Here is a 21,147-nt window from a genome sequence, read left to right as displayed (position 1 = left end):
AGAGGGAGGACACCATGTCGGAAAAAAGAGTTCAGCCACTGGCGCGTGATGCAATGGCCTATGTCCTCGCAGGCGGAAGAGGAAGTCGCCTGAAGGAACTGACGGACCGCCGCGCAAAACCCGCCGTTTATTTCGGCGGCAAGGCGCGCATCATCGATTTTGCGCTCTCCAACGCGCTCAATTCCGGCATTCGCCGCATCGGCGTCGCCACGCAATACAAGGCGCACTCGCTTATCCGCCACCTGCAGCGCGGCTGGGACTTCTTCCGCCCCGAACGTAACGAGAGCTTCGACATTCTGCCGGCCTCGCAGCGCGTCTCCGAAACGCAGTGGTATGAAGGCACCGCCGACGCCGTTTACCAGAACATCGACATCATCGAACCCTATGCCCCGGAATATATGGTCATTCTGGCCGGCGATCACATCTACAAGATGGATTACGAATACATGCTGCAACAGCATGTGGATTCCGGTGCCGACGTAACGATCGGATGCCTGGAAGTGCCGCGCATGGAAGCAACCGGTTTCGGCGTGATGCATGTGAACGAAAAAGACGAGATCATCGACTTCATCGAAAAGCCGGCCGATCCGCCCGGCATTCCCGGAAATGAGGGTTTCGCGCTCGCTTCGATGGGCATCTACGTCTTCCACACGAAATTCCTGATGGAAGCGCTGCGTCGCGACGCCGCCGACCCGACCTCCAGCCGCGACTTCGGCAAGGACATCATTCCCTATATCGTCGAACACGGCAAAGCCGTCGCGCACCGCTTTGCCGATTCCTGCGTTCGCTCCGATTTCGAGCACGAGCCCTACTGGCGCGATGTCGGCACGATCGATGCCTACTGGCAGGCCAATATCGATCTGACGGACGTGGTGCCCGACCTCGACATCTACGACAAATCCTGGCCGATCTGGACCTATGCCGAAATCACCCCGCCGGCGAAATTCGTGCATGACGATGAGGATCGCCGTGGTTCGGCCGTGTCGTCGGTCGTTTCCGGTGACTGCATCATTTCCGGCGCCGCCCTCAACCGCAGCCTGCTGTTCACCGGCGTGCGGGCCAATTCATACTCCCGCCTTGAGAATGCCGTAGTACTGCCGAGTGTGAAGATCGGGCGTCATGCCCAGCTCAGCAACGTCGTCATCGACCACGGCGTGGTCATTCCCGAAGGGCTGATTGTAGGAGAAGACCCAGAACTGGATGCCAAACGTTTCCGCCGCACGGAAAGCGGCATCTGCCTTATCACCCAATCGATGATCGACAAGCTGGACCTGTAGAGCCCATGAATGTCCTTTCGGTTTCATCCGAAATCTATCCCCTGATCAAGACCGGAGGGCTCGCCGACGTTGCCGGCGCGCTCCCCATCGCGCTCGAAGCCCATGGCGTCAGAACGCGCACATTGATACCCGGATATCCGGCGGTGAAAGCCGCCGTGACGGACCCTGTCAAATGTTTCGAATTTTCCGATCTGCTCGGTGAAAAAGCCGACGTGCTCGAGGTGCGGCATGAGGGGTTGGATCTCCTCATTCTCGATGCACCCGCTTATTACGAGCGGTCCGGCGGACCTTATCTCAACCAGACCGGCAAGGATTATCCTGATAATTGGAAACGTTTTGCGGCATTGTCGCTGGCGGCGGCGCGCATTGGCGCCGGTGTGCTCCCCGGCTGGCGGCCGGATATGGTGCATGCGCATGACTGGCAGGCCGCAATGACACCTGTGTATATGCGTTATGCCGAAACGCCGGAGATTCCGAGCCTTCTCACCGTCCATAACATCGCGTTTCAGGGTCAGTTCGGCGCCAATATCTTCAGCAAGCTCGAATTGCCTGCCCATGCTTTCGGCATGGAAGGCATCGAATATTATAACGATGTGAGCTTCCTCAAGGGCGGTCTGCAGACGGCAACGGCGCTCAGCACCGTCAGCCCTTCCTATGCGGAGGAAATCCTCACCCCGCAATTCGGCATGGGGCTGGAAGGGGTGATCGGCAGCCGCGCCCATGTGCTGCACGGCATCGTCAACGGCATCGACGCCGATGTCTGGAACCCGGCCACCGACCATCTGATCCACGACAATTATTCCGCCGCCAATCTGAAGAACCGCGCCGTGAACAAGAAGACGGTCGCCGAACATTTCCGTATCGATGAAGATGACAGCCCGCTTTTCTGCATCATCTCCCGCCTCACCTGGCAGAAGGGCATCGATCTCATGGCGGAAGCCGTGGACGAAATCGTTTCCCTCGGCGGCAGGCTTGTGGTGCTGGGGGCGGGCGAAGTGGCACTGGAAGGCGCGCTTCTTGCGGCGGCATCCCGTCACCATGGCCGCGTCGGTGTTGCCGTCGGTTATAACGAGCCGCTATCGCATCTCATGCAGGCAGGCTGCGATGCAATCATCATTCCCTCACGCTTCGAGCCCTGCGGGCTGACACAGCTTTACGCGCTGCGTTATGGCTGCATTCCGGTTGTCGCCCGCACCGGCGGCCTTGCCGACACCGTAATCGACGCCAACCATGCCGCGCTCGCCAGCAAGGCGGCGACCGGCGTGCAATTCTCCCCCGTTACGCTCGACGGTCTCAAACAGGCGATCCGCCGGACCGTGCGTTATTACCACGAACCGAAACTGTGGACACAAATGCAGAAACTCGGCATGAAATCCGATGTTTCCTGGGAAAAAAGCGCCGGTCTCTACGCCGCGCTTTACAGCCAGCTTATTTCGAAAGGCCATTGAAACAATGATCAAGACTGTTCAGACGACGCCCTATCAGGACCAGAAGCCCGGCACATCCGGGCTGCGCAAGAAGGTGCCCGTCTTTGCCCAGGAAAATTACGCCGAGAACTTCATCCAGTCGATCTTCGACGCGCTTGAAGGTTTTCAGGGCCAGACGCTGGTGATCGGCGGCGATGGCCGTTATTACAACCGCGAAGTCATCCAGAAGGCGATCAAGATGGCCGCCGCTGCCGGTTTCGGCAAGGTGCTAGTCGGTCAGGGCGGTATTCTCTCCACGCCCGCCGCCTCCAACATCATCCGCAAATACAAGGCTTTCGGCGGCATCGTGCTCTCCGCCAGCCACAATCCGGGCGGCCCGACCGAAGATTTCGGCATCAAATACAATATCGGCAATGGCGGTCCCGCCCCGGAAAAGATCACCGACGCGATCTATGCCCGCTCCAAGGTCATCGACAGCTACAAGATTTCCGATGCCGCCGATATCGATCTCGACAAGGTGGGCAGCTTCAAGGTGGATGAGCTGACGGTCGATGTGATCGACCCGGTTGCTGACTACGCCACACTGATGGAAGAACTGTTCGATTTCGCGGCCATTCGCGCTCTCATCGCCGGCGGCTTCAAGGTCGTCGTCGATTCCATGAGCGCCGTCACCGGCCCCTATGCTGTGGAAATCATCGAAAAGCGCTTGGGCGCACCGAAAGGCTCGGTCAGGAACGCCACGCCGCTTCCGGATTTCGGCGGCCACCATCCCGACCCCAACCTCGTGCACGCCAAGGAGCTTTATGACGATGTCATGAGCCCGGAAGGCCCCGACTTCGGCGCGGCCTCCGATGGCGACGGCGACCGCAATATGGTCGTCGGCAAAGGCATGTTCGTCACCCCGTCCGACAGTCTCGCGATCATCGCTGCCAATGCCAGACTGGCGCCCGGTTATGCCGCCGGCATTTCCGGCATTGCCCGCTCCATGCCGACAAGTGCCGCAGCCGACCGTGTCGCCGAAAAGCTCGGGCTTGGCATGTATGAGACGCCGACCGGCTGGAAATTCTTCGGCAACCTCATGGACGCCGGCAAAGTCACGATCTGTGGCGAAGAAAGTTTTGGCACCGGCTCCAACCATGTGCGTGAAAAGGATGGCCTCTGGGCAGTGCTGTTCTGGCTGAACATCGTCGCCGCCCGCAAGGAAAGCGTAAAAGACATCGTCACCAGGCACTGGGCCGAATATGGCCGCAACTATTATTCCCGCCACGACTACGAAGAAGTGGATTCGGACGCCGCCAACACGCTGGTCGCCATCCTGCGCGAAAAACTCGCCACACTTCCCGGCACCAGCTACGGCAATCTGAAAGTCGCGGCTGCGGATGATTTCGCCTATCTCGACCCGGTCGATCAATCCGTCAGCAAAAACCAAGGCATCCGCATCCTGTTCGAAGGCGGTTCGCGCATCGTGCTACGCCTTTCCGGCACCGGCACGGCAGGCGCGACGCTCAGGCTTTACGTGGAGCGCTACGAGGCGGATACGGCCCGTCACGGCATCGAAACACAGGAGGCGCTCGCCGACCTGATTTCCGTTGCCGATACGATCGCCGGTATCAAGGCCCATACCGGCCGCAACGAACCGAGCGTCATTACCTGAGGACTTGCCGCCCGCTCGCCAGCTCGGGCACGAGACGCGACTGGAATGAGGGACGCTCCAATCGCCCCTCATTCGGCCTTGCCTCTACCTTCTCCGTTCCGGAGGAGAAACACCATCCCCTCCGGAGAGACAGACCATGCAGAACCCACCCGTTTTCCCCAAAGGCGCAACCCAGACGGAAAACGGAGCGGAATTCGCTGTTTATTCCCGGCACGCTTCGCAGATCGATCTTTGCCTTTTTGATGCAGCCGGTGAAAAAGAGACCGCCCGTCTGCCAATGAAACGCGGAGAAGATGATATTCACCGTTTAACGGTGGCAGATGCCGGTCCCGGCACGCGATATGGCTACCGCGCCCACGGAATTTACGCCCCGGAACATGGCCTGTGGTTCGACCCATCAAAACTGCTGCTTGACCCCTATGCCACCGAGATCGACCGCCCCTTCCGGCATGATCCGGCCCTGTACGCTTTTGGCGAAGAAACGGGCGGTATCATGCCCAAGGCGATCCTTTCGCAATACGAACCGCTCAAACGCCAACCGCCGCTTTTTGCCGAAGGCGGACTGATTTACGAACTCGCGGTCAAATCCTTCAGCAAATTGCATCCCGAGGTACCGGAAAACATCAGGGGCACCGTCGCGGCGCTGGCTCATCCCGCCATCATCGCGCATCTGAAAAAAATCGGCGTGGATGCCGTGGAGCTGATGCCGATCACTGCCTGGATCGACGAGCGCCACCTGCCGCCGCTTGGCCTTTCCAATGCGTGGGGCTACAACCCGGTCGGCTTCATGGCGCTCGATCCGCGCCTTTGCCCCGGCGGTGTGCGGGAATTACGCGACACGGTGGCCGCGCTGCACGCGGAAGGCATTGGTGTCATTCTCGATCTGGTTTTCAACCATACGGGTGAAAGCGACATTGAAGGGTCGATTTTGTCGTTGCGTGGTCTCGACAATCTTACCGCCTTCCGTCACCCGCCGGGAGAACCCGGTGTGCTGGTCAATGATACCGGAACCGGCAATACGGTCGCCTGCGACCACCCCTATGTGCGCCAGCTCATCATCGATGCGCTCAGGCATTTCGTCCTGAATGCCGGTATTGACGGCTTCCGTTTCGATCTCGCACCCGTGCTTGGCCGAACGGCCAATGGCTTCGATATGGCCAGCGAAACGCTTGCGGCCATGCATTCGGACGCAGTGCTTCACGATCGTGTGCTGATCGCTGAACCCTGGGATATCGGCCCCGGCGGTTACCAGCTCGGCAATTTCCCCGAAAGCTTTCTGGAATGGAACGACCGCGCCCGTGACGACATGCGCCGGTTCTGGCGCGGGGATGCGGGAACCACCGGGGCGCTCGCCAATGCGCTGTCGGGGTCGTCTCCGATCTTTTCCCGCCATGGTCGCTCAAACAGCCGCAGCGTCAATTTCCTTGCCGCCCATGATGGTTTCACGCTGTTCGATCTCGTCAGCCACAACCACAAGCACAATGAAAAAAACGGCGAGAACAATCGCGACGGCCATAACGACAATCATTCCTGGAACAACGGCGTCGAAGGCCGAAGCGATGATCCCGCCATTGTCGCCGCGCGCCTTGCGGATGTGAAAGCACTACTTTCCACGCTTTTCGTCAGCCGCGGCGCATTGATGCTGACTGCCGGCGATGAGGGCGGCCGCAGCCAGCAGGGCAACAACAATGCCTACTGTCAGGACAATGAGATCAACTGGGTCGACTGGTCATCGCTTTCCCCGGAACTGATCGACCACACCGCCTTTCTTTCCGCACTGCGCAAACGCTTCGGCGTCTTTTCGCAAACCGCATTTTTCTCTGGCAAGGACGATGTGGCGTGGCTTGCTCCCGGCGGCAAACCCATGACGGTTTCAGACTGGGAAAGGCCGGACGCGACAGCCTTCGCCATGGTGCTTTCCACCTCCGATCGTCAGAGTGGAAACGAGGTCGAACTCGCCGTACTCATCAACCGCAGCCGGGAGATTGTGCCCTTTACCTTGCCCGGCAATGGCTGGAAAGCTATCGGCACGGATTTCGGTAATCCCGCTTTCCTGCCTGCCCGTTCGGTGGTGTTTTATCTGCGCGGTTGATCGCCTGGCCCTCGCACCCTTATATGGCGTGCGACGCAACCGGAAAGAGACAAGATGGCAAAGGACATAGGGCTGGCAGAGATTAAAAGTCTCGTCGGCACGGAAATGGGCGTTTCCGAGTGGATCGTCGTCGATCAGACGATGATCGACGCTTTTGCAAAGGCAACTTTGGACGAGCAGTTCATCCACACGGACCCGGAGCGCGCCAAAGCGGAAAGCCCTTTTGGTGGCACCATCGCGCATGGGTTCCTGACGCTATCTCTGCTTTCGGCGCTCTACTACGACGCCGTGCCCCCTATTCGCGAACAGATCATGGGCCTCAATTACGGCTTCGACGCCGTCCGTTTCGTCGCGCCGGTTAAATGTGGGGCGCGGGTGCGCGGCCGGTTCATCCTGGCGGAAGCCCGCTTTCGCGGCGCCGCCATGCTGATGACGACCTATGATGTGACGGTGGAGATCGAAAACGAAAGAAAGCCGGCGCTCACCGCCCGCTGGACGACGATCACCCAGTTCAATCCGAAGGACAGGCCGGAAGATATCTGACCCACGGCCCAAGGGAGAGACCGCATGCATGATGAAGCCGTAAGAAATGCTTTTCTCGTTCAGGCAAGGGCTTGCGACAGCCTCGGCTCGCCCTTTACTGCACGGCTTTGCCGCGCGGTCTCGGCGCGGCTGGACCGCCAGACGGAAGTGGGTCAGAAAATCCTCTCCTGGCCGGGTGATGTCGGCCCCTCCGGCGATTCCGTGCCCCTGCGGCTGGCGGGCGCCCTGCATGCGCTTGCCATTGAGGACAAGATCGCGCCGCTTGTCGATATCGCACCCGAAAACGAGGATACGCTGTGGCAAGCCTGCGAAGATGCGTTGCGCTTTCACGCGGCCTTTATCCTCGAGAGGTTGAAATCACCGCCACAGACCAACGAAGTTCGCCGTTCCGCAGTGCTGCTGCCGGGGTTTCTGACGATTGCAACACTTGCCGGCAAGCCGCTGGCGCTTTCGGAAGTTGGCGCCAGCGCCGGGCTGAACCTGCAATTTGACCGTTACCAGTATCGACTGGGTGACCTTGCATGGGGTGAGAAGTCGGATGTCTTTCTTTCGCCGGAATGGCGCGGAAACGCTCCGCCGCCCGATCGTCGAATTGAGGTCATCGAGCGCGCCGGCTGCGATCTCAACCCGCTCGATCCGTCATCCACCGAAGATCGCCTGCGGTTGATGTCCTATGTCTGGGCCGATCAGACCGACAGGCTGGAGCGAACGGCAGCGGCTCTACAGATTGCGGTGGAGAACGGCTTGCACGTCGAAAAGGCCGATGCGATCGACTGGCTGAAACGTCGCCTTGCCACGCAGCATTCGGACGTCACCCATGTCATCTACCATTCCGTCGCCTGGCAATATTTGCCGGATGCCTTGAAGCAGGCCGGAGAAGCCTTGATTGCCGAGGCAGGCGCCCGCGCTACACCGGAGGCTCCGCTTGCCCGCCTGCAGATGGAAGCGGACCAGACGTCCGGCAGCGCCGCAATTACCCTGCAAATCTGGCCGGCCGGCGATAAGCAGGAAATCGGCCGCGCCGATTTTCATGGGCGTTGGGTGGAATGGCGCGGCTGGAAAAACCAGCGAATTTAAACCGCCACGTCCTCAGCCGCCTCCTGCAGCAGCCCGCCGACATACTCGGCGAAGGAGCGCCAGCATTCCACCCGGAACGTGTCGTCCGCGACGCGTAACAGCACCACTTCCGCCTTGCCGAAAACGGTACGTGAGCAGGCCCCGACCGGGAATTTTGCGGGCGAAAGATCTTGCGGGCAGCCGGCATTGAGCGCCGCTTCCGCGCCAGGGCCGGAGACGATGACAGCCGTGTTGCGGTGGGAAACATCGGTTGCCGAAAACAGGCCGGGGACGGAGGCCAGTACTGCCATCAGGTCGCTCTCACCCTGATCGATCACCAGCCATTCATCCGGGCCGAGCCAGAGAGCAGAGCGCAGACCTGACGTAACGGCGCTTTTGGGGCTGGTGGGCAAGGCAAGACCAAGCGCTTCCGAAAGGGCCGGCACGGCGCTTTCCCGTGCGCGCAGCGACAGCCGCGACGCGGAAGCGGCAGGTTTAAGCGAGACGAAGGGCGAGCCGCCACGGAAATCCTCAAGCACGGATTTGCGTTTTGCGTGAAGCATATCAGCCATTGAGACGGGCTCCTTCCTTGTCGAGGAAGACCATGTCGGTCACCTCGACGGCAATGGTTTTATCGGCGAGCGGGATATAGAGCGTTTCGCCCATGCGCGCCCTGCCATCCGCCACCAGCGCAAAAGCGATGGAGTGGCCGAGGTTTTCTGACCAATAGGCAGATGTAACATGGCCGAGCATGGTCATGGGCTTCGGCTGGTTCGGATCGACGACGATCTGTCCGCCCTCTTCAGGAACGATCAGCCTGTCCTTCGTCTTCAGACCCACCAGCTGTTTGCGGCCGGAGCGCGTGAGATCAGAGCGCTTGAGACCGCGAATGCCGACGAAATCCGTCTTCTTTTTGGAAACGGCCCAGGCAAGCCCGGCATCATCAGGCGTCACCGTGCCGTCCGTATCCTGCCCGACGATGATATAGCCCTTTTCCGCACGCAGGATATGCATGGTCTCGGTGCCATAAAGGCAACCGCCAACGGCTTCGGCCCTTTCGCGGATCGCTGTCCAGACGGCTGCGCCGTAATCGGCCGGAACGTTGATTTCGAAACCAAGTTCGCCGGTGAAGGAAACCCGGAAAAGCCGCGTCGGCACGCCGCAGAACTTGCCCTCGGCCACCGCCATATGCGGGAAGGCTTCCGGCGAAAGGTCGATACCCTCGACAAAGGGAGCGATTACTTCCCGCGCCTTCGGCCCCTGCACGGCAATGACAGCCCATTGTTCGGTGGCCGATGTCAGCCAGACGTTGAGATCGGGGAATTCGGTCTGGAGATAATCCTCCATGTGCTGGAGAACACGCGGCGCGCCGCCCGTGGTCGTCGTCACATGGAAACGATCTTCGGCAAGACGCCCGACAACGCCGTCATCGTAAACGAAGCCATCCTCGCGGGTCATGATGCCATAACGGCAGCGGCCGGGTTTCAGCGTATCCCAGGCATTGGTGTAGATGAGGTTGAGGAACTTCGCCGCATCCGGGCCGACAACCTCGATCTTGCCGAGGGTGGAAGCATCGAAGATGCCGACGCTTTCCCGCACCGTCTTGCACTCGCGGTTGATTGCTTCATGCATGTCCTCACCCGCACGCGGGAAGAACCAGGCGCGTTTCCAGTTTCCGACATCCTCGAACACCGCACCTGCCGCCGCCTCTTCCTCGTGCATCGGCGTCTTGCGGGTGGGATCAAACAGCGCGCCGCGCGAATGGTTGATGAGCGTGCCGAAGGTGACCGGTGTATAGGGCTGACGGAAGGTGGTGAGACCGACCTTGGGCAAATCCCGACCCAGCGCTTCGGATGCGATGGCGAGCCCGTGCATATTGGACATCTTGCCCTGATCCGACGCCATGCCATTGGTGGTGAAGCGTTTGATGTGCTCGACGGAATGCATGCCCTCGCGCACGGCAAGGCGGATATCCTTGGCGCAGACATCATGCTGGAAATCGATGAAGGCCTTGACCCCGGTTCCTTCACCCGCGCCCTCGGCAGCGCCGATCATGCCGCCGGTCCAGCCACGGGCATTTTCGCCGGAAAACTCCACAGCGGAACCGCTGGCAGTGGCCGCCTCGGCAATCAGCGCGGAGAGATCATCCGTGCCGTTGCAGGCGCCGACAGAAACACAGTCCTGCACATGGATATCAGGCAGGAAGCGCTGGTTAGCCGCGTCAAACTTCAGCTTGCCGCGCGATTGCGAGAAGAGATGCACAGACGGGGTCCAGCCGGCGGAAACGACGAGCGCATCAATGGCGATCTTGCGTTTATTGGAGCCGCCATTGCGGCCAACGGTCATGGACGACACACGCAGACGGCCGGCCGTATTATAAACGCTGTGGCCCGCCAGCACTTCGATGCCGAGTGCCCGTGCCTCGTCCAGCAGCAGCCGATCCGGGTTTTCGCGGCAATCGACGATGGCGGCGATCTTCACGCCGGCCTTCTTCAGGTCGAAGGCCGTTTCATAGGCCGAATCATGGGCGGTGTAGACACCGACATTGTGGCCGACAGCCACCCCGTAGTGATTGAGATATGTGCGCGCGGCCGACGCCAGCATGATGCCGGGACGGTCGTTATTGGCGAAGACCATGTGGCGCTCGATCGCACCCGCCGCCAGAACGACCTTTTTGGCACGCACCTGCCACAGCCGCTCGCGCGGCTGGTGTCTGGCGGGCGTGGCGAGATGATCGGTAACGCGTTCGGCCAGCGCCACGAAATTGTGGTTGTAATAACCGAAGGCTGTCGTGCGGGTCAGAACACGGACGTTAGGCAGGGATTTCAGTTCAGCGAGAACCTTCTGCGCCCACTCATAGCCGGGCAGACCATCAATAACCGCACCCGTGTCGAAGCGCAGCGCGCCGCCGATTTCGGCGTTCTCATCCACCAGAATGACACTGACGCCGGTTTTCGCCGCAGCCAGCGCAGCCGTCAGACCGGCAACGCCACCACCAGCCACCAGCAGGTCGCAATGCGCGTAACGGCCGGAATAATGATCCGCATCCGGTTCGCCCGGCGCTTTGCCAAGACCGGCAGCACGGCGGATGATCGGTTCATAAATCCTGTGCCACGCAGCCTTCGGCCACATGAAAGTCTTGTAGTAGAAGCCAGCCGCAAACATCGGCGAAAGAAAGTCGTTGATCGCGCTGATATCGAAGGACAGCGACGGAAAGCGGTTCTGCGAGGCAATGATCGCGCCGTCGAACACATCCTGCACCGTTGCGCGCACATTCGGCTGTTTGCGCATGCTGTCGCGCGAGACGTCGATCAGCGCATTCGGCTCTTCCGGTCCGGCAGACAGAAAACCGCGCGGCCGATGATATTTGAACGAACGGCCGATCAGATGCACGCCGTTTGCCAGAAGCGCGGAGGCAACCGTGTCGCCCTCCAGCGCGGAATAAATCTTGCCATCAAAGGTAAAGCGCGCGGTTCTGGCGGGCGTCAGGCGACCTGCACCCTTGATACGATAATCGCCGCTCATCGAGCCGCTCCCTTTTCTGCGGAAAGAACCGTCTCGGCATCCGGTTTTGGCTCACCAGCCTTGTAGGTCATCAGAAATTTGTCGCTGACAGAATCGCGGGCGGCGTTGAAGAACCGGCCGCAACCGTGAATATGGCGCCAGCGCTCGAAAACAAGGCCCTTGTCATTGTCGCGGATGAAGAAATATTCGGCGAAAGCCTCGTCGGAAATATCGGCGATGTTTTCCGGCCGTGCGATATGGGCTTCGCCTGCCCAGCGAAATTCCAGTTCGGAACGGTCTTCGCCGCAATAGGGGCAATGGATCAGAAGCATCGTCGTTCCACCTACAGAGAATTTTCCGGAAGGACGCTTCCGGCTGGTTGGTCACATAGCCGCTTTCCCATGGCTACGAAGGGGGAAAGCCGCGTCAGAAGCTGCGCGAAATTATCGAAGGGGCGTAGCGCCGAGGCCCGGCCCATATTGACGATGGCTACCGCCATCATGTCGGTGTCGATCGCGAAGGGATAGTCCTGCCCGCCATCCTCCTTCTCGCCGACGAAATAGACCATCTTGTCCGCGAGACTTGGAGCACACAGCAGCAGGCCTTTTTCCGCCACGAAAGGCCAGTCTTTCTCACCCTGCATCTTCGCAATTTTCTGACTGCGAAAATCCTCGGCCTCGGGAATGATGCTGCCGACAGGCACGACCGCGGCCGCGCCGGATATATTAATCGCGAGCACAGCCGCCGCCAGCATCAATGCGCCACCGCGGCCGCGGCGGCCTCATCGATGAGCCGGCCGGTGCGGAACCGGTCGAGTGTCAGCCCGGCGGCAAGGCGATGCGGTTCGCCACGAGCGATGAGATGGGCAAAAAGATTGGCGGAACCCGGTGTCGCCTTGAAACCACCCGTGCCCCAACCGCAATTGACGAAGAGGTTCGGCACCGGCGTCACGCTCTGGATGGCGGAACGGTCAGGTGTGTTGTCGGTGATGCCACCCCATTGCCGCATCATCTTGACGCGACGGAAGATCGGGAAAAGCTCGCAGATGGCATCGAGCGTATGGGTGATGATCTGCAGGCCGCCGGTTTGGGAATAGGAATTATACTGGTCGGTGCCCGCGCCGATAACCAGTTCCCCCTTGTCGGACTGCGAAATATAGGCATGCACCGTGTTGGACATCACGACGCAAGGGAAGATCGGCTTCAGCGGCTCTGACACCAGCGCCTGCAGCGGGTTGGAATGTAGGGGCACCCGCACATCCGCCATCTTCATGAGAACCGAGGAGTGGCCGGCGGCGGAAACGCCGATCTTCTTGGCGCCAATGAAACCGCGATTGGTTTCGACGCCCGTCACTGCCCCGTCCGGTCCGCGCCTGATGGCCGTGACCTCGCAATTCTGGATGATGTGCACACCGCGATCCGAGGCGGCGCGGGCATAACCCCAGGCCACCGCATCATGACGCGCCGTGCCGCCACGGCGCTGGAGTGCTGCGCCATTGATCGGATAACGCGCATTGCCGGAAATATCGAGCGGCGTACAATAGGCTTTGGCCTGTTCGGGCGTCAGCCATTCATTGTCGATGCCATAGAGACGGTTGGCATTGATGTGCCGGCTGAAAGACTGCCGGTCGTGAATATTGTGCGACAGCATCATCACGCCGCGCGCCGAATACATCACGTTGTAATTGAGATCCTGGCTCAGGCCTTCCCACAATTTCAGGGAATGCTCGTAAATATCCATGCTCTCTTCATAGAGATAGTTGGAGCGGATGATGGTGGTGTTGCGGCCGGTATTGCCGCCGCCAAGCCAGCCCTTTTCCAGCACCGCGATATTGGTGATGCCGTGTTCCTTGGCAAGATAATAGGCCGCACCAAGACCGTGACCGCCGCCGCCGATGATGATGACGTCATAATCCTTGCGCGGCTCGGGTGATGCCCATTGCGCATCCCACCCTTTATGACCCCTGAGCGCCTCGCGCGCCACGGCAAAAACGGAATATTTGCGCATTCGCAATCTGCTCCTCAAGAACCGGCCAGAAACCGGAAGCATAGTTCCGGCCCGTATCATACACATGGCAAATCGAGATGGGAGGCAATATCCATTTTGCGACGCCGCAATGGTTTTGTTTCGACATGACCGCGGGAATGGCGGAGGGGTCGCATTTTAGCTGTTGTTTGCGGCTTATCGGCTGGACTTGGCGTAAATGATCTGATAATGCACGACACCAATCGCACGGCTAAAAAGCCAAGCGAACGATTTTTTGTTTGCCTGCGAATGCCTTTATTCGCACAGCAAGATAACCAAGCTAAAGGAACGGGTTTAACGTGCAGGTACTAGTCCGCGACAATAACGTTGATCAGGCGCTTCGCGCCCTCAAGAAAAAGATGCAGCGCGAAGGCATTTTCCGTGAAATGAAAATGCGCGATTATTACGAAAAACCCTCTCAGAAGCGCGCCCGCGAAAAGGCTGAAGCCGTTCGCCGCGTTCGCAAGCTGGCACGCAAGCGCGCACAGCGCGAAGGTCTGATCGCGGCCCCGCGCGCGAGCCGTTAATAGGCCGTCTTTTGGACGTTTTTGAATGCTTGTTGGGCGGGGGCGATCAATTCGCCGCCGCTCTTTGTGTTTGTGGTCGGAGACAAATCGTGGGACAACGATTATGAGACCGGCCTGCGAGGGAACCCACACCGAATGATCGCTGTCGATGCCTGTGTTGTGAAAAACTCCGACGCCTCCACGCGCCGGGTGCCATTGAAAAACAACAGAGGGTTTCGTGCTTCTCTGGTCGTCTGCACCGTGCTCGCCGGTCTTTCCGGTTGCGCGACATCCAACCAGACGGAAGATGTCTTCAGGATCGACCGCGCCCAGGGCTCGCAGGAAAACATCGCCTCGCTCACCTCGGTCATCAACGCCAATCCGCAGGATCCGGAAGGCTACAATGTCCGTGGCTCGGCTTATGGTCGCGCTGGCGATTCCCGCCGCGCCATCGAGGACTTCAACAAGGCATTGCAGCTGAACCCGCGCTTCTATCAGGCCTATGCCAACCGCGCGCTCGTCTATCGCAACTCCGGCCAGCAGCAGCAGGCCCTGCAGGATTATAACGCCGCCCTGCAGATCAATGCGAGCTACGATGTGGCGCTGATCGGCCGTGGCAATCTTTACAGGCAGTCGGGACGGGTCAACGAAGCCTTCGACGATTTCTCCCGCGCCATCCAGCTTGAAACCACCGATGGACGCGCATGGCACAATCGTGGCCTGATCTACCAGCTGCGCAACCAGCACGCCCAGGCCATCGAGGACTTCTCCAAGGCGATTTCCCTGTCCTCCACCTCGCCGGAACCCTATAACGGCCGTGGCCTTTCCTATGTCGCGCTGAATGACGACGAGAACGCCTTCGCCGATTTCAATCACGCTATTTCGCTTGATGGTAATATCGCAGAATCCTGGGCCAACCAGGCGCTGGTCTATGAGCGGCGCGGTGAGATGGCCAAGGCCGCCAAGTCCTATTCCCATGCGGCGCGGCTCGATCCGAAATACAAGCCGGCGCTCGATGGCGTTGCCCGCACACGCGGCGCCAGCGCCTCCTGATCGCGACAGGCACTAACAAAAAAGCCGGCGGTGCGACACCTGCCGGCTTTTTTTATGAAAAACGCTAAGGCCTCAATGGCTGTCGCGACGTGCCTCAGGGGCAGCATCGCCCGCCCACAATTCCGCCTGTACCGCGTTTTGAAATTCCATGACCTCGCGCCGCATGGCGGCGTCCTCATAGCCTAATCCTGTCAGATAGGCGGCCAGTTCACGGCACTCCCTGCGCCAGAAATCATTCGCCTCCACACCATGCAGACGGTCAAGCATGGTTGCACACCGTTTTACGTCGGCAATGCGGTTCTTTGCCGGAAAGGCGATTACTTCTGAACTCGTCGTCACGCGGGCACCCTGCTCTTCGAGGAATCAATACCGACTTTTTAAAGGCGAGATGGTTAACGAAGTCTGCAGGGTGGCGGAGACAGCCCACAATAGCCGATCAAAGAGCGATTCTATGCCTGCCCGAAGCCGGAAACCGGGTTTCAACACAGACCCGACGGAGGGAAATCATCGATTACCAAGGAATTTACCAATCAAGATTACCGAAATTTCATGCTGCGCCAGATAGAAGAAGTATATGTGTGTTGAAACAACACCGGTCTCATCGTATATTTCTTGCAAAGAAAAAAAATGCCGCAGCGCAGCCAAAAACGGAGAAATCGTTCTCGGGAGGAGAGCACCATGTATGCACCTCGTGTTTTTTTCAGCATGATAGGTGCATTGCTTACCTTTGCGGTTGCCACATATTTCATTCACGGGTCGTTCTATACGGCGTTCATCCAGACCCTCATCTGCGCCGTCCTTCTGCAAGTCGGTTATTTTATTGCGATATTGGTTCTGGTCGCCCGGGAAAAACGCCGGTTGCGCGAGACATTCGCGCATGAGCGCAGCGCTGAAACCATGACGCCGGAGACGGCAAAAAGCGCCCCGCCGCATGGCGCGAAACTGACCGATATGTGAGCTTTCAAGCATCGGCTTTTATTGCGTCGCAAAAAAATCGCTTGCATCCACACCCCTGACACTTTCTGCTGGCCAAATCCTGACGGTCGTCAAAGCAGAAGGACATCCCATGGTGAGTGGTTCACAGCCCATTTGCGTTATCATCGCTGCGAAAAATGCCTCCGAAACGATTGATATCGCCATCCGTTCCGCCCTTGTGGAACCGGAGGTCGGTGAAGTCGTCGTAATCGACGATGGTTCCACCGACACGACGAGCGATGTGGCGCATGCGGCGGATGACGGTACAGGTCGCTTGCGGGTGGTGCGATTCGAGGTCAATCGTGGACCTTCCGCTGCCCGCAACCATGCGATCTCGATTTCATCTGCGCCGCTTATCAGCATTCTCGATGCGGACGACTTCTTTTTCAGCGGCCGTTTCACCGCCATGCTCGCCGATGACGACTGGGACCTTGTCGCCGACAATATTGCCTTCATCCAGCAATCGGTTCCGGGCGCATCGTCCATGCAACCGGCCCGCTTCGAACCTGAGGCCCGGTTTCTGTCACTTACAGAATTCGTGGAAGGCAATATTTCCCGGCCCGGCGTGGAGCGTGGGGAAACCGGCTTCCTTAAACCGGTGATACGCCGCGATTTTCTGGACAAACATGCGTTGCGTTATGACGAGGCCCTGCGGCTTGGCGAAGATTATGAACTGTACACCCGCGCTCTTGCCGCCGGTGCGCGTTACAAGGTCATCCGCCACTGCGGTTACGGCGCGATCGTGCGCGGCAATTCGCTGAGCGGTCGCCACAGTACCGACGACCTTCGCCGTTTATACGAAGCGGACAGGGCCATCCTCGCCGGCTGCAGGCTGTCCGCCGACGAGGCGGCGATCCTTCGAGAACATGAAAAACATATCCGCGCCAAATTCGAACTTCGCCATTTTCTCGATGCGAAAAAGCAGAAAGGCATGGGCGGCGCGCTGACCCACGCTCTTGCGCGTCTGCCGGCCCTGCCCGCCATCACGCGCGGTATCTTGACCGACAAGACCGCCCGTTTCCGCAAACCGTCGCAGCCGGTACGGGATGTCCGGTATCTTCTGGATGGCACGCCGGTCTCGTGAGGGAAGGATGCTAGGCGGGATTGGGCGCGATACCCCGCGCAATACTCTGACGTCATCCTCGGGCCTGTCCCGAGGATCTAATCACGTCGCATGAAATCGGTCGGCTGCAGATCCTCGGGACAGGCCCGAGGATGACGACGGAGAGGTCGGCGACCTCTCTTCCAAGCAAATTTTTACCGCGTCCGGTGCTTCCGCCCTTAGAGATAGTCCCGCTTGATTGTCTCCAGCACCGCAGAAAAACGCTCCTTGCGTTCCTCCAGCCTGCCTTCCGGGCTGAGGCGCGGCTCCGCGCGGCTTGCCTGCCATAGCGCCAGCGTTGACGGTGCGGCGAGCACCTGCTTTGCCAGTTTGCGTAGTGACCGCGATTGCGTTTCCTGCGCCCGCACCAGCACATCGCCCTCATGCGCCGGGCCTTCATGCGCCGGGACTGAGCCGGTCTCGGCAATGACGGGGGCTGGTGGCGGCGGGAAATTCATGCCCCAGAAGCGCGAGCCCTTTTTTGCCGCCTCGGCACGGGTGGAAACAGGCACGTAACGCGGCTGATATTCCACGCCGACCGTGCCTGCCCAATCGCTCCATTTGAAGCTGTTGATCGACGGCGACGTGCTGACAGCCACCCATGGCACGCGGAATGCATCGGCAAGGATGGCGCCATGCATGGATTCGGCAACGATGAATTCCGACTGGGCAATGGCGCGGATGACCGCTTTTGCCTCGCCGCGCGGGTCGAGATAGGTCAGACCGGCCGGTTCGCACACCGTTTCCCACATGCCGAATTCCGCCGATTCCCAATGGGGCACGAAGGTTTTCTTGTGGAGTTTCGGCAGGCCTTTGAAGTCCGGCATCTCGGTGACCATGACGGCGGGATCAACGATGCCCATTTCCGGCGCGAGCCCGAGCTTGGCGGCGGTTTTTTCGCCGCGCACGCAGCGAATATCCCAGAACCCGGTGCTGGTATCCGGCACCGCGCCATAACCATAACCGCTACCGATGACCAGCTTGCGCTGTTTCGCCGGCAGCAGGGTGTCGTTGAGAACGGTGCCGACGCCGACAAGCATCACATCGTCATGCACGTCGCGCAGGCCGGGGAGCAGAAAGTCCCACAGCCATAGATTGAGATCATCGCCGAAATTGCCGTGATGCGATTCCCAGTGGTAAGGTTTCATGAGGTCACTCCTGGGTGAAAAACATATAAATTCTTGCAGGCAAGAATTCGCTCATCTTGTCCGGACGATTTTTCCTGCGCCGAGCTCGAAAGCGGCGCGAAGAAGTGCGGGATCGCGCATTGCCCACTTCAAGAGCAGCCCGAATTCGGGCACCCTGCGGCGTTTCAGATTACCCGCCTGGCTCCACAGCGCCTGTTTGCGGGCCGTGTTTTTATAGGAAGCAATCGATGCCACATCGGCCGGCCGGCGCGCAAAACGTTCCTCCAGAGTGTCAAGCGCCACCCATGTATTGAACTGCTGGCGCAGGAATTCCGGCGAGGAATTGTCGATGCTGTGGAAGATATTGACGCCCATGCCGCGCATTGCGCCGGCATCGTCACACAGCAGCGTCCGTTTCGATGCAAGGATGCAATCGCAGAAAAACAGCACGTCTTCCGCAGCTAACCGGAGCGCCGGATCGAAGCGGATCTTTTCAAACAGCGGACGGCCGATGACCATGCAGGAGAGATGCAGGAAGCTCCAGTTGCGCAGCATGACGCTTGCCAGATCCGGCAGTTCGATCACCAGCGGTCGCTCGGAAAGCCTTGCGGCACCCTCATTTTTTTCCAGTTCGGAAATGGCGAAATGGTAATAAAATTCGTCACTTGCCTGCATGGATGCCCAGTAGCATTCACCGCCGAACGCCTTGAGCGAAGAGGCCGCGTTTTGGAGATGATCAGGCGTCCAGATATCATCAGAATCGAGAAAGGCGACATAATCGGTGCCGCCCGGCACGTTGTCGAGACCGGTATTGCGCGCACCGCCCGGCCCGCCATTGGCCTGCTTAATGACAAGAATCCGGTCTTTCTCACCCTGCGAAAGTTCCGCAAGTTCGTTTTCGATCGGATATGGCGATTCGTCATCGACGATGACAAGATCGAAATCCTGGTAAGTCTGCGCAAAAACCGATGCGAGTGCACGTCCCAAGATACCGTGCTGCTTTTGGTAGTAGGGAATGACGACAGTAAATCTTGCCATTGTTTCGCCCCTTGCGTTGATCAAGAAGTGTCGGGCCGATCCTGAAAACGGCCCGATGGTATCGGCAACTCCCAACCGGCGATCCTCCCCGCCGGCCTCCAGAAACAGGATGCTTGTATGCCCCCAGCTCCAAATGTAAAGACCATCACCACCAATGTGGGGTGGAGCGTTCTGTCAAAAACAGGGACATTCGGGCTTAAGTTTGTCACGGTCCCCATTCTCGCAAGACTGCTTTCGCCGGAAGAATTCGGCGTGGTGGCGGTAGGACTTACGGTTGTACAGTTTCTGACCATGATCGCCGGAGCGGGACTGACCTCGGCGCTGATCGTCGAAAAGGAAGAGGATATGGATACGATCCATACCGTCTTTTGGGCCAATCTGGCGATTTCCTGCACCATGGCCGCTGTTCTTTACATCTTCGCGGAATTTTTCGGCGGGCTTCTGGGTGCTGTGGAAAGCGCCTATCTGCTGCGCATCATGGCCTTCCTCATTCCGCTGCAGCTCGCCGGCGATGTCGCCTATTCGCTGCTTGCCCGGCGCATGAATTTCAGCAAGGACGCACTGTGGAGCATGGCGTCGGAAAGCATCGCGGCGGTGGTCGCTGTGGCGATGGCGCTTCTCGGCTTCGGCGTCTGGGCGCTCATCATCCAGCTTTTTGCGGCTGCCCTCATCCGGCTTGTCGGGCTCTACGCCGTTTCCCGTTATTGCCCGCGTTTCGTCATGAAACCGCGCCGTCTGGTGCCGCTTCTCGGCTTCAGCTCCGGGCTTATGGGGTCGGAAATCGCCAATTTCGTCACTTTCCAGTCGCCGATGGTGGTGATTGCCCGGCATCTTGGCCTTGCTGATGCCGGCGCTTATTCCGCCTCCAACCGCTTTGCCAGCATTCCCAACCAGGTGGTTCTGTCCGCCGTCATGGGTGTTCTGTTTCCCGCCTTCAGCCGCATGATGGACGATCCGCAGCGCCGCCGCGACGCCCTGATGTTCAGCACGCAGGTGTTGACCGTGCTGCTTGCGCCGATGATGTTCGGCCTCTGGGCCGTCGCCCAACCGGCCATGCTGGTCATCTTCGGGCAGAACTGGGCTTATGCCTGGCCTGTTCTCGGTCTTCTGGCTCTATCGAAGGCCATTCTGACGCCATGCAGCACCTTTATTCCCTATTTGAAGGGTGCGGGTTATGGCCGCGTGCTGTTCTGGTCAGCGACGATCCGCGCCATCGTCACCACACTTGCGGTCTGGCTCGCAGCACTTTACGGCACGCTGGTCGATGCCATGGTATGGCTCTGCATCGTCAATGCAGTGACGCTGGTCGCCTATTCCTGGGCCGTATTCAAGGCGAGCGATACACCGTTTTTTCGCGGTCTCTATGTCAGCAGCCGGCCGATGATCGCGGCGTTGATCATGGCGGTTTCGGTGCGTTATCTGCTTCATATCCTTGCAGACCGTATCCCCAGCGCCACCCTTCAGGTTCTTGTGGGTGCCGCCGTCGGCGGCGTCATCTATGCAGTGCTGATCCTGCTGACCGAACGCGCACTGCTCGGAAAAATCCTTGGAATGGTAAAATCGCGGCGGACGCGGGAGACTGCAACCCAAAGTTAGTCAACTCACCCGAAAATGCGCCTCATTTCCGCCGTGAACCACGCCTTCCCATTGCGGATTCGCCTGTCACAACGGGACAGGAAAACTAATATTTTGCGCTGCAACATCACGACAAATGACAAATTCACACGCTTCAGCGATTTTTAACGGCGTTTGAAATCTAATAAATTCA

The 21,147-nt window shown here is 59.2% G+C and carries 19 protein-coding genes; 11 read left to right on the top strand and 8 right to left on the bottom strand.

Features of this window, described 5'->3' with window-relative positions; all coding sequences use genetic code 11:
• Positions 1–14: 14 nt before the first annotated feature.
• The 6 genes from glgC (at position 15) to JZX89_RS19990 (ending at position 8,070) form a co-directional block, all read left to right on the top strand.
• The gene (glgC, locus tag JZX89_RS20015) at positions 15–1,277 is read left to right on the top strand and encodes a glucose-1-phosphate adenylyltransferase (RefSeq protein ID WP_006313778.1); all 1,263 of its coding nucleotides are present in this window, start codon (positions 15–17) and stop codon (positions 1,275–1,277) included.
• A 5-nt stretch (positions 1,278–1,282) separates the two neighbouring features.
• Positions 1,283–2,725: a glycogen synthase GlgA gene (glgA, locus tag JZX89_RS20010; RefSeq protein ID WP_207135145.1), complete on the top strand. Its 1,443-nt coding sequence runs from the start codon at positions 1,283–1,285 to the stop codon at positions 2,723–2,725.
• A 4-nt stretch (positions 2,726–2,729) separates the two neighbouring features.
• The gene (locus JZX89_RS20005) at positions 2,730–4,358 is read left to right on the top strand and encodes an alpha-D-glucose phosphate-specific phosphoglucomutase (RefSeq protein ID WP_207135144.1); all 1,629 of its coding nucleotides are present in this window, start codon (positions 2,730–2,732) and stop codon (positions 4,356–4,358) included.
• A gap of 136 nt (positions 4,359–4,494) precedes the next feature.
• Positions 4,495–6,450, top strand: coding sequence for a glycogen debranching protein GlgX (gene glgX, locus JZX89_RS20000; RefSeq protein ID WP_207135143.1), 1,956 nt, complete (start codon positions 4,495–4,497; stop codon positions 6,448–6,450).
• Between the two features lie 54 nt (positions 6,451–6,504).
• Positions 6,505–6,993 (top strand): MaoC family dehydratase, encoded by a 489-nt coding sequence (locus JZX89_RS19995; RefSeq protein ID WP_207135142.1) that lies wholly within the window; start codon positions 6,505–6,507, stop codon positions 6,991–6,993.
• 24 nt (positions 6,994–7,017) lie between these two features.
• A complete protein-coding gene (locus JZX89_RS19990) occupies positions 7,018–8,070 on the top strand; it encodes a DUF2332 domain-containing protein (RefSeq protein WP_207135141.1) in 1,053 nt (350 codons plus the stop codon).
• On the opposite strand, the gene JZX89_RS19985 is transcribed toward JZX89_RS19990, so the two are convergent.
• From JZX89_RS19985 to JZX89_RS19965, 5 genes are read right to left on the bottom strand one after another with little or no spacing between them, the layout of a single operon-like run.
• The gene (locus JZX89_RS19985) at positions 8,067–8,621 is read right to left on the bottom strand and encodes a sarcosine oxidase subunit gamma (RefSeq protein WP_207135140.1); all 555 of its coding nucleotides are present in this window, start codon (positions 8,619–8,621) and stop codon (positions 8,067–8,069) included. The genes JZX89_RS19990 and JZX89_RS19985 overlap by 4 nt on opposite strands.
• Positions 8,614–11,574 (bottom strand): sarcosine oxidase subunit alpha, encoded by a 2,961-nt coding sequence (locus JZX89_RS19980; RefSeq protein ID WP_207135139.1) that lies wholly within the window; start codon positions 11,572–11,574, stop codon positions 8,614–8,616. The genes JZX89_RS19985 and JZX89_RS19980 overlap by 8 nt, the downstream gene beginning before the upstream one ends.
• A complete protein-coding gene (locus tag JZX89_RS19975; protein ID WP_137087356.1) occupies positions 11,571–11,885 on the bottom strand; it encodes a sarcosine oxidase subunit delta in 315 nt (104 codons plus the stop codon). The genes JZX89_RS19980 and JZX89_RS19975 overlap by 4 nt, the downstream gene beginning before the upstream one ends.
• Positions 11,886–11,896: 11 nt before the next feature.
• The gene (locus JZX89_RS19970; RefSeq protein ID WP_174374668.1) at positions 11,897–12,307 is read right to left on the bottom strand and encodes a hypothetical protein; all 411 of its coding nucleotides are present in this window, start codon (positions 12,305–12,307) and stop codon (positions 11,897–11,899) included.
• Positions 12,307–13,560 (bottom strand): sarcosine oxidase subunit beta family protein, encoded by a 1,254-nt coding sequence (locus tag JZX89_RS19965; protein ID WP_207135138.1) that lies wholly within the window; start codon positions 13,558–13,560, stop codon positions 12,307–12,309. Before JZX89_RS19965 ends, JZX89_RS19970 begins: the two co-directional genes overlap by 1 nt.
• Before the next feature lie 317 nt (positions 13,561–13,877).
• Here JZX89_RS19965 and rpsU point away from each other — a divergent pair, with 317 nt between their 5' ends.
• A complete protein-coding gene (gene rpsU / locus JZX89_RS19960) occupies positions 13,878–14,105 on the top strand; it encodes a 30S ribosomal protein S21 (RefSeq protein WP_006313768.1) in 228 nt (75 codons plus the stop codon).
• A gap of 135 nt (positions 14,106–14,240) precedes the next feature.
• On the top strand, positions 14,241–15,137 hold the full coding sequence (locus tag JZX89_RS19955) for a tetratricopeptide repeat protein (protein WP_149901228.1): 897 nt from the start codon (positions 14,241–14,243) through the stop codon (positions 15,135–15,137).
• A 72-nt stretch (positions 15,138–15,209) separates the two neighbouring features.
• On the opposite strand, the gene JZX89_RS19950 is transcribed toward JZX89_RS19955, so the two are convergent.
• Positions 15,210–15,476, bottom strand: coding sequence for a DUF6074 family protein (locus JZX89_RS19950; RefSeq protein ID WP_174374669.1), 267 nt, complete (start codon positions 15,474–15,476; stop codon positions 15,210–15,212).
• 339 nt (positions 15,477–15,815) lie between these two features.
• On the opposite strand from JZX89_RS19950, the gene JZX89_RS19945 reads away from it, so the two are divergent.
• Positions 15,816–16,094 carry an exopolysaccharide production repressor protein gene (locus JZX89_RS19945; RefSeq protein ID WP_149901318.1) on the top strand — a complete coding sequence of 93 codons (279 nt, stop codon included), beginning with the start codon at positions 15,816–15,818 and terminating at the stop codon, positions 16,092–16,094.
• 109 nt (positions 16,095–16,203) lie between these two features.
• Positions 16,204–17,196, top strand: coding sequence for a glycosyltransferase family 2 protein (locus JZX89_RS19940; protein WP_207135137.1), 993 nt, complete (start codon positions 16,204–16,206; stop codon positions 17,194–17,196).
• Positions 17,197–17,393: 197 nt separating this feature from the next.
• Here JZX89_RS19940 and JZX89_RS19935 read toward each other — a convergent pair whose 3' ends face one another.
• On the bottom strand, positions 17,394–18,362 hold the full coding sequence (locus tag JZX89_RS19935; protein WP_207135136.1) for a polysaccharide pyruvyl transferase family protein: 969 nt from the start codon (positions 18,360–18,362) through the stop codon (positions 17,394–17,396).
• Positions 18,363–18,413: 51 nt separating this feature from the next.
• On the bottom strand, positions 18,414–19,379 hold the full coding sequence (locus JZX89_RS19930; protein WP_149901232.1) for a glycosyltransferase family A protein: 966 nt from the start codon (positions 19,377–19,379) through the stop codon (positions 18,414–18,416).
• 117 nt (positions 19,380–19,496) lie between these two features.
• Here JZX89_RS19930 and JZX89_RS19925 point away from each other — a divergent pair, with 117 nt between their 5' ends.
• Positions 19,497–20,975, top strand: a complete 1,479-nt coding sequence (locus tag JZX89_RS19925) for a lipopolysaccharide biosynthesis protein (protein ID WP_207135135.1) — start codon at positions 19,497–19,499, stop codon at positions 20,973–20,975.
• Positions 20,976–21,147: the final 172 nt, after the last annotated feature.

It is taken from the genome of Agrobacterium burrii (genome assembly GCF_017313405.1).
Classification (GTDB): Bacteria; Pseudomonadota; Alphaproteobacteria; order Rhizobiales; family Rhizobiaceae; genus Agrobacterium; species Agrobacterium burrii.
The sequence above is the reverse complement of the archived record's forward strand: the minus strand, read 5'-3'. Positions and strand labels throughout refer to the sequence as shown.

What these genes read in the sequence shown, in the direction of transcription:
- glgC (WP_006313778.1), top strand. Translation starts at nt 15, where the DNA reads ATGTCGGAAAAAAGAGTTCAGCCACTGGCGCGTGATGCAATGGCCTAT.
- glgA (WP_207135145.1), top strand. Translation starts at nt 1,283, where the DNA reads ATGAATGTCCTTTCGGTTTCATCCGAAATCTATCCCCTGATCAAGACC.
- JZX89_RS20005 (WP_207135144.1), top strand. Translation starts at nt 2,730, where the DNA reads ATGATCAAGACTGTTCAGACGACGCCCTATCAGGACCAGAAGCCCGGC.
- glgX (WP_207135143.1), top strand. Translation starts at nt 4,495, where the DNA reads ATGCAGAACCCACCCGTTTTCCCCAAAGGCGCAACCCAGACGGAAAAC.
- JZX89_RS19995 (WP_207135142.1), top strand. Translation starts at nt 6,505, where the DNA reads ATGGCAAAGGACATAGGGCTGGCAGAGATTAAAAGTCTCGTCGGCACG.
- JZX89_RS19990 (WP_207135141.1), top strand. Translation starts at nt 7,018, where the DNA reads ATGCATGATGAAGCCGTAAGAAATGCTTTTCTCGTTCAGGCAAGGGCT.
- JZX89_RS19985 (WP_207135140.1), bottom strand. Translation starts at nt 8,621, where the DNA reads ATGGCTGATATGCTTCACGCAAAACGCAAATCCGTGCTTGAGGATTTC.
- JZX89_RS19980 (WP_207135139.1), bottom strand. Translation starts at nt 11,574, where the DNA reads ATGAGCGGCGATTATCGTATCAAGGGTGCAGGTCGCCTGACGCCCGCC.
- JZX89_RS19975 (WP_137087356.1), bottom strand. Translation starts at nt 11,885, where the DNA reads ATGCTTCTGATCCATTGCCCCTATTGCGGCGAAGACCGTTCCGAACTG.
- JZX89_RS19970 (WP_174374668.1), bottom strand. Translation starts at nt 12,307, where the DNA reads ATGCTGGCGGCGGCTGTGCTCGCGATTAATATATCCGGCGCGGCCGCG.
- JZX89_RS19965 (WP_207135138.1), bottom strand. Translation starts at nt 13,560, where the DNA reads ATGCGCAAATATTCCGTTTTTGCCGTGGCGCGCGAGGCGCTCAGGGGT.
- JZX89_RS19955 (WP_149901228.1), top strand. Translation starts at nt 14,241, where the DNA reads ATGATCGCTGTCGATGCCTGTGTTGTGAAAAACTCCGACGCCTCCACG.
- JZX89_RS19945 (WP_149901318.1), top strand. Translation starts at nt 15,816, where the DNA reads ATGTATGCACCTCGTGTTTTTTTCAGCATGATAGGTGCATTGCTTACC.
- JZX89_RS19940 (WP_207135137.1), top strand. Translation starts at nt 16,204, where the DNA reads ATGGTGAGTGGTTCACAGCCCATTTGCGTTATCATCGCTGCGAAAAAT.
- JZX89_RS19935 (WP_207135136.1), bottom strand. Translation starts at nt 18,362, where the DNA reads ATGAAACCTTACCACTGGGAATCGCATCACGGCAATTTCGGCGATGAT.
- JZX89_RS19930 (WP_149901232.1), bottom strand. Translation starts at nt 19,379, where the DNA reads ATGGCAAGATTTACTGTCGTCATTCCCTACTACCAAAAGCAGCACGGT.
- JZX89_RS19925 (WP_207135135.1), top strand. Translation starts at nt 19,497, where the DNA reads ATGCCCCCAGCTCCAAATGTAAAGACCATCACCACCAATGTGGGGTGG.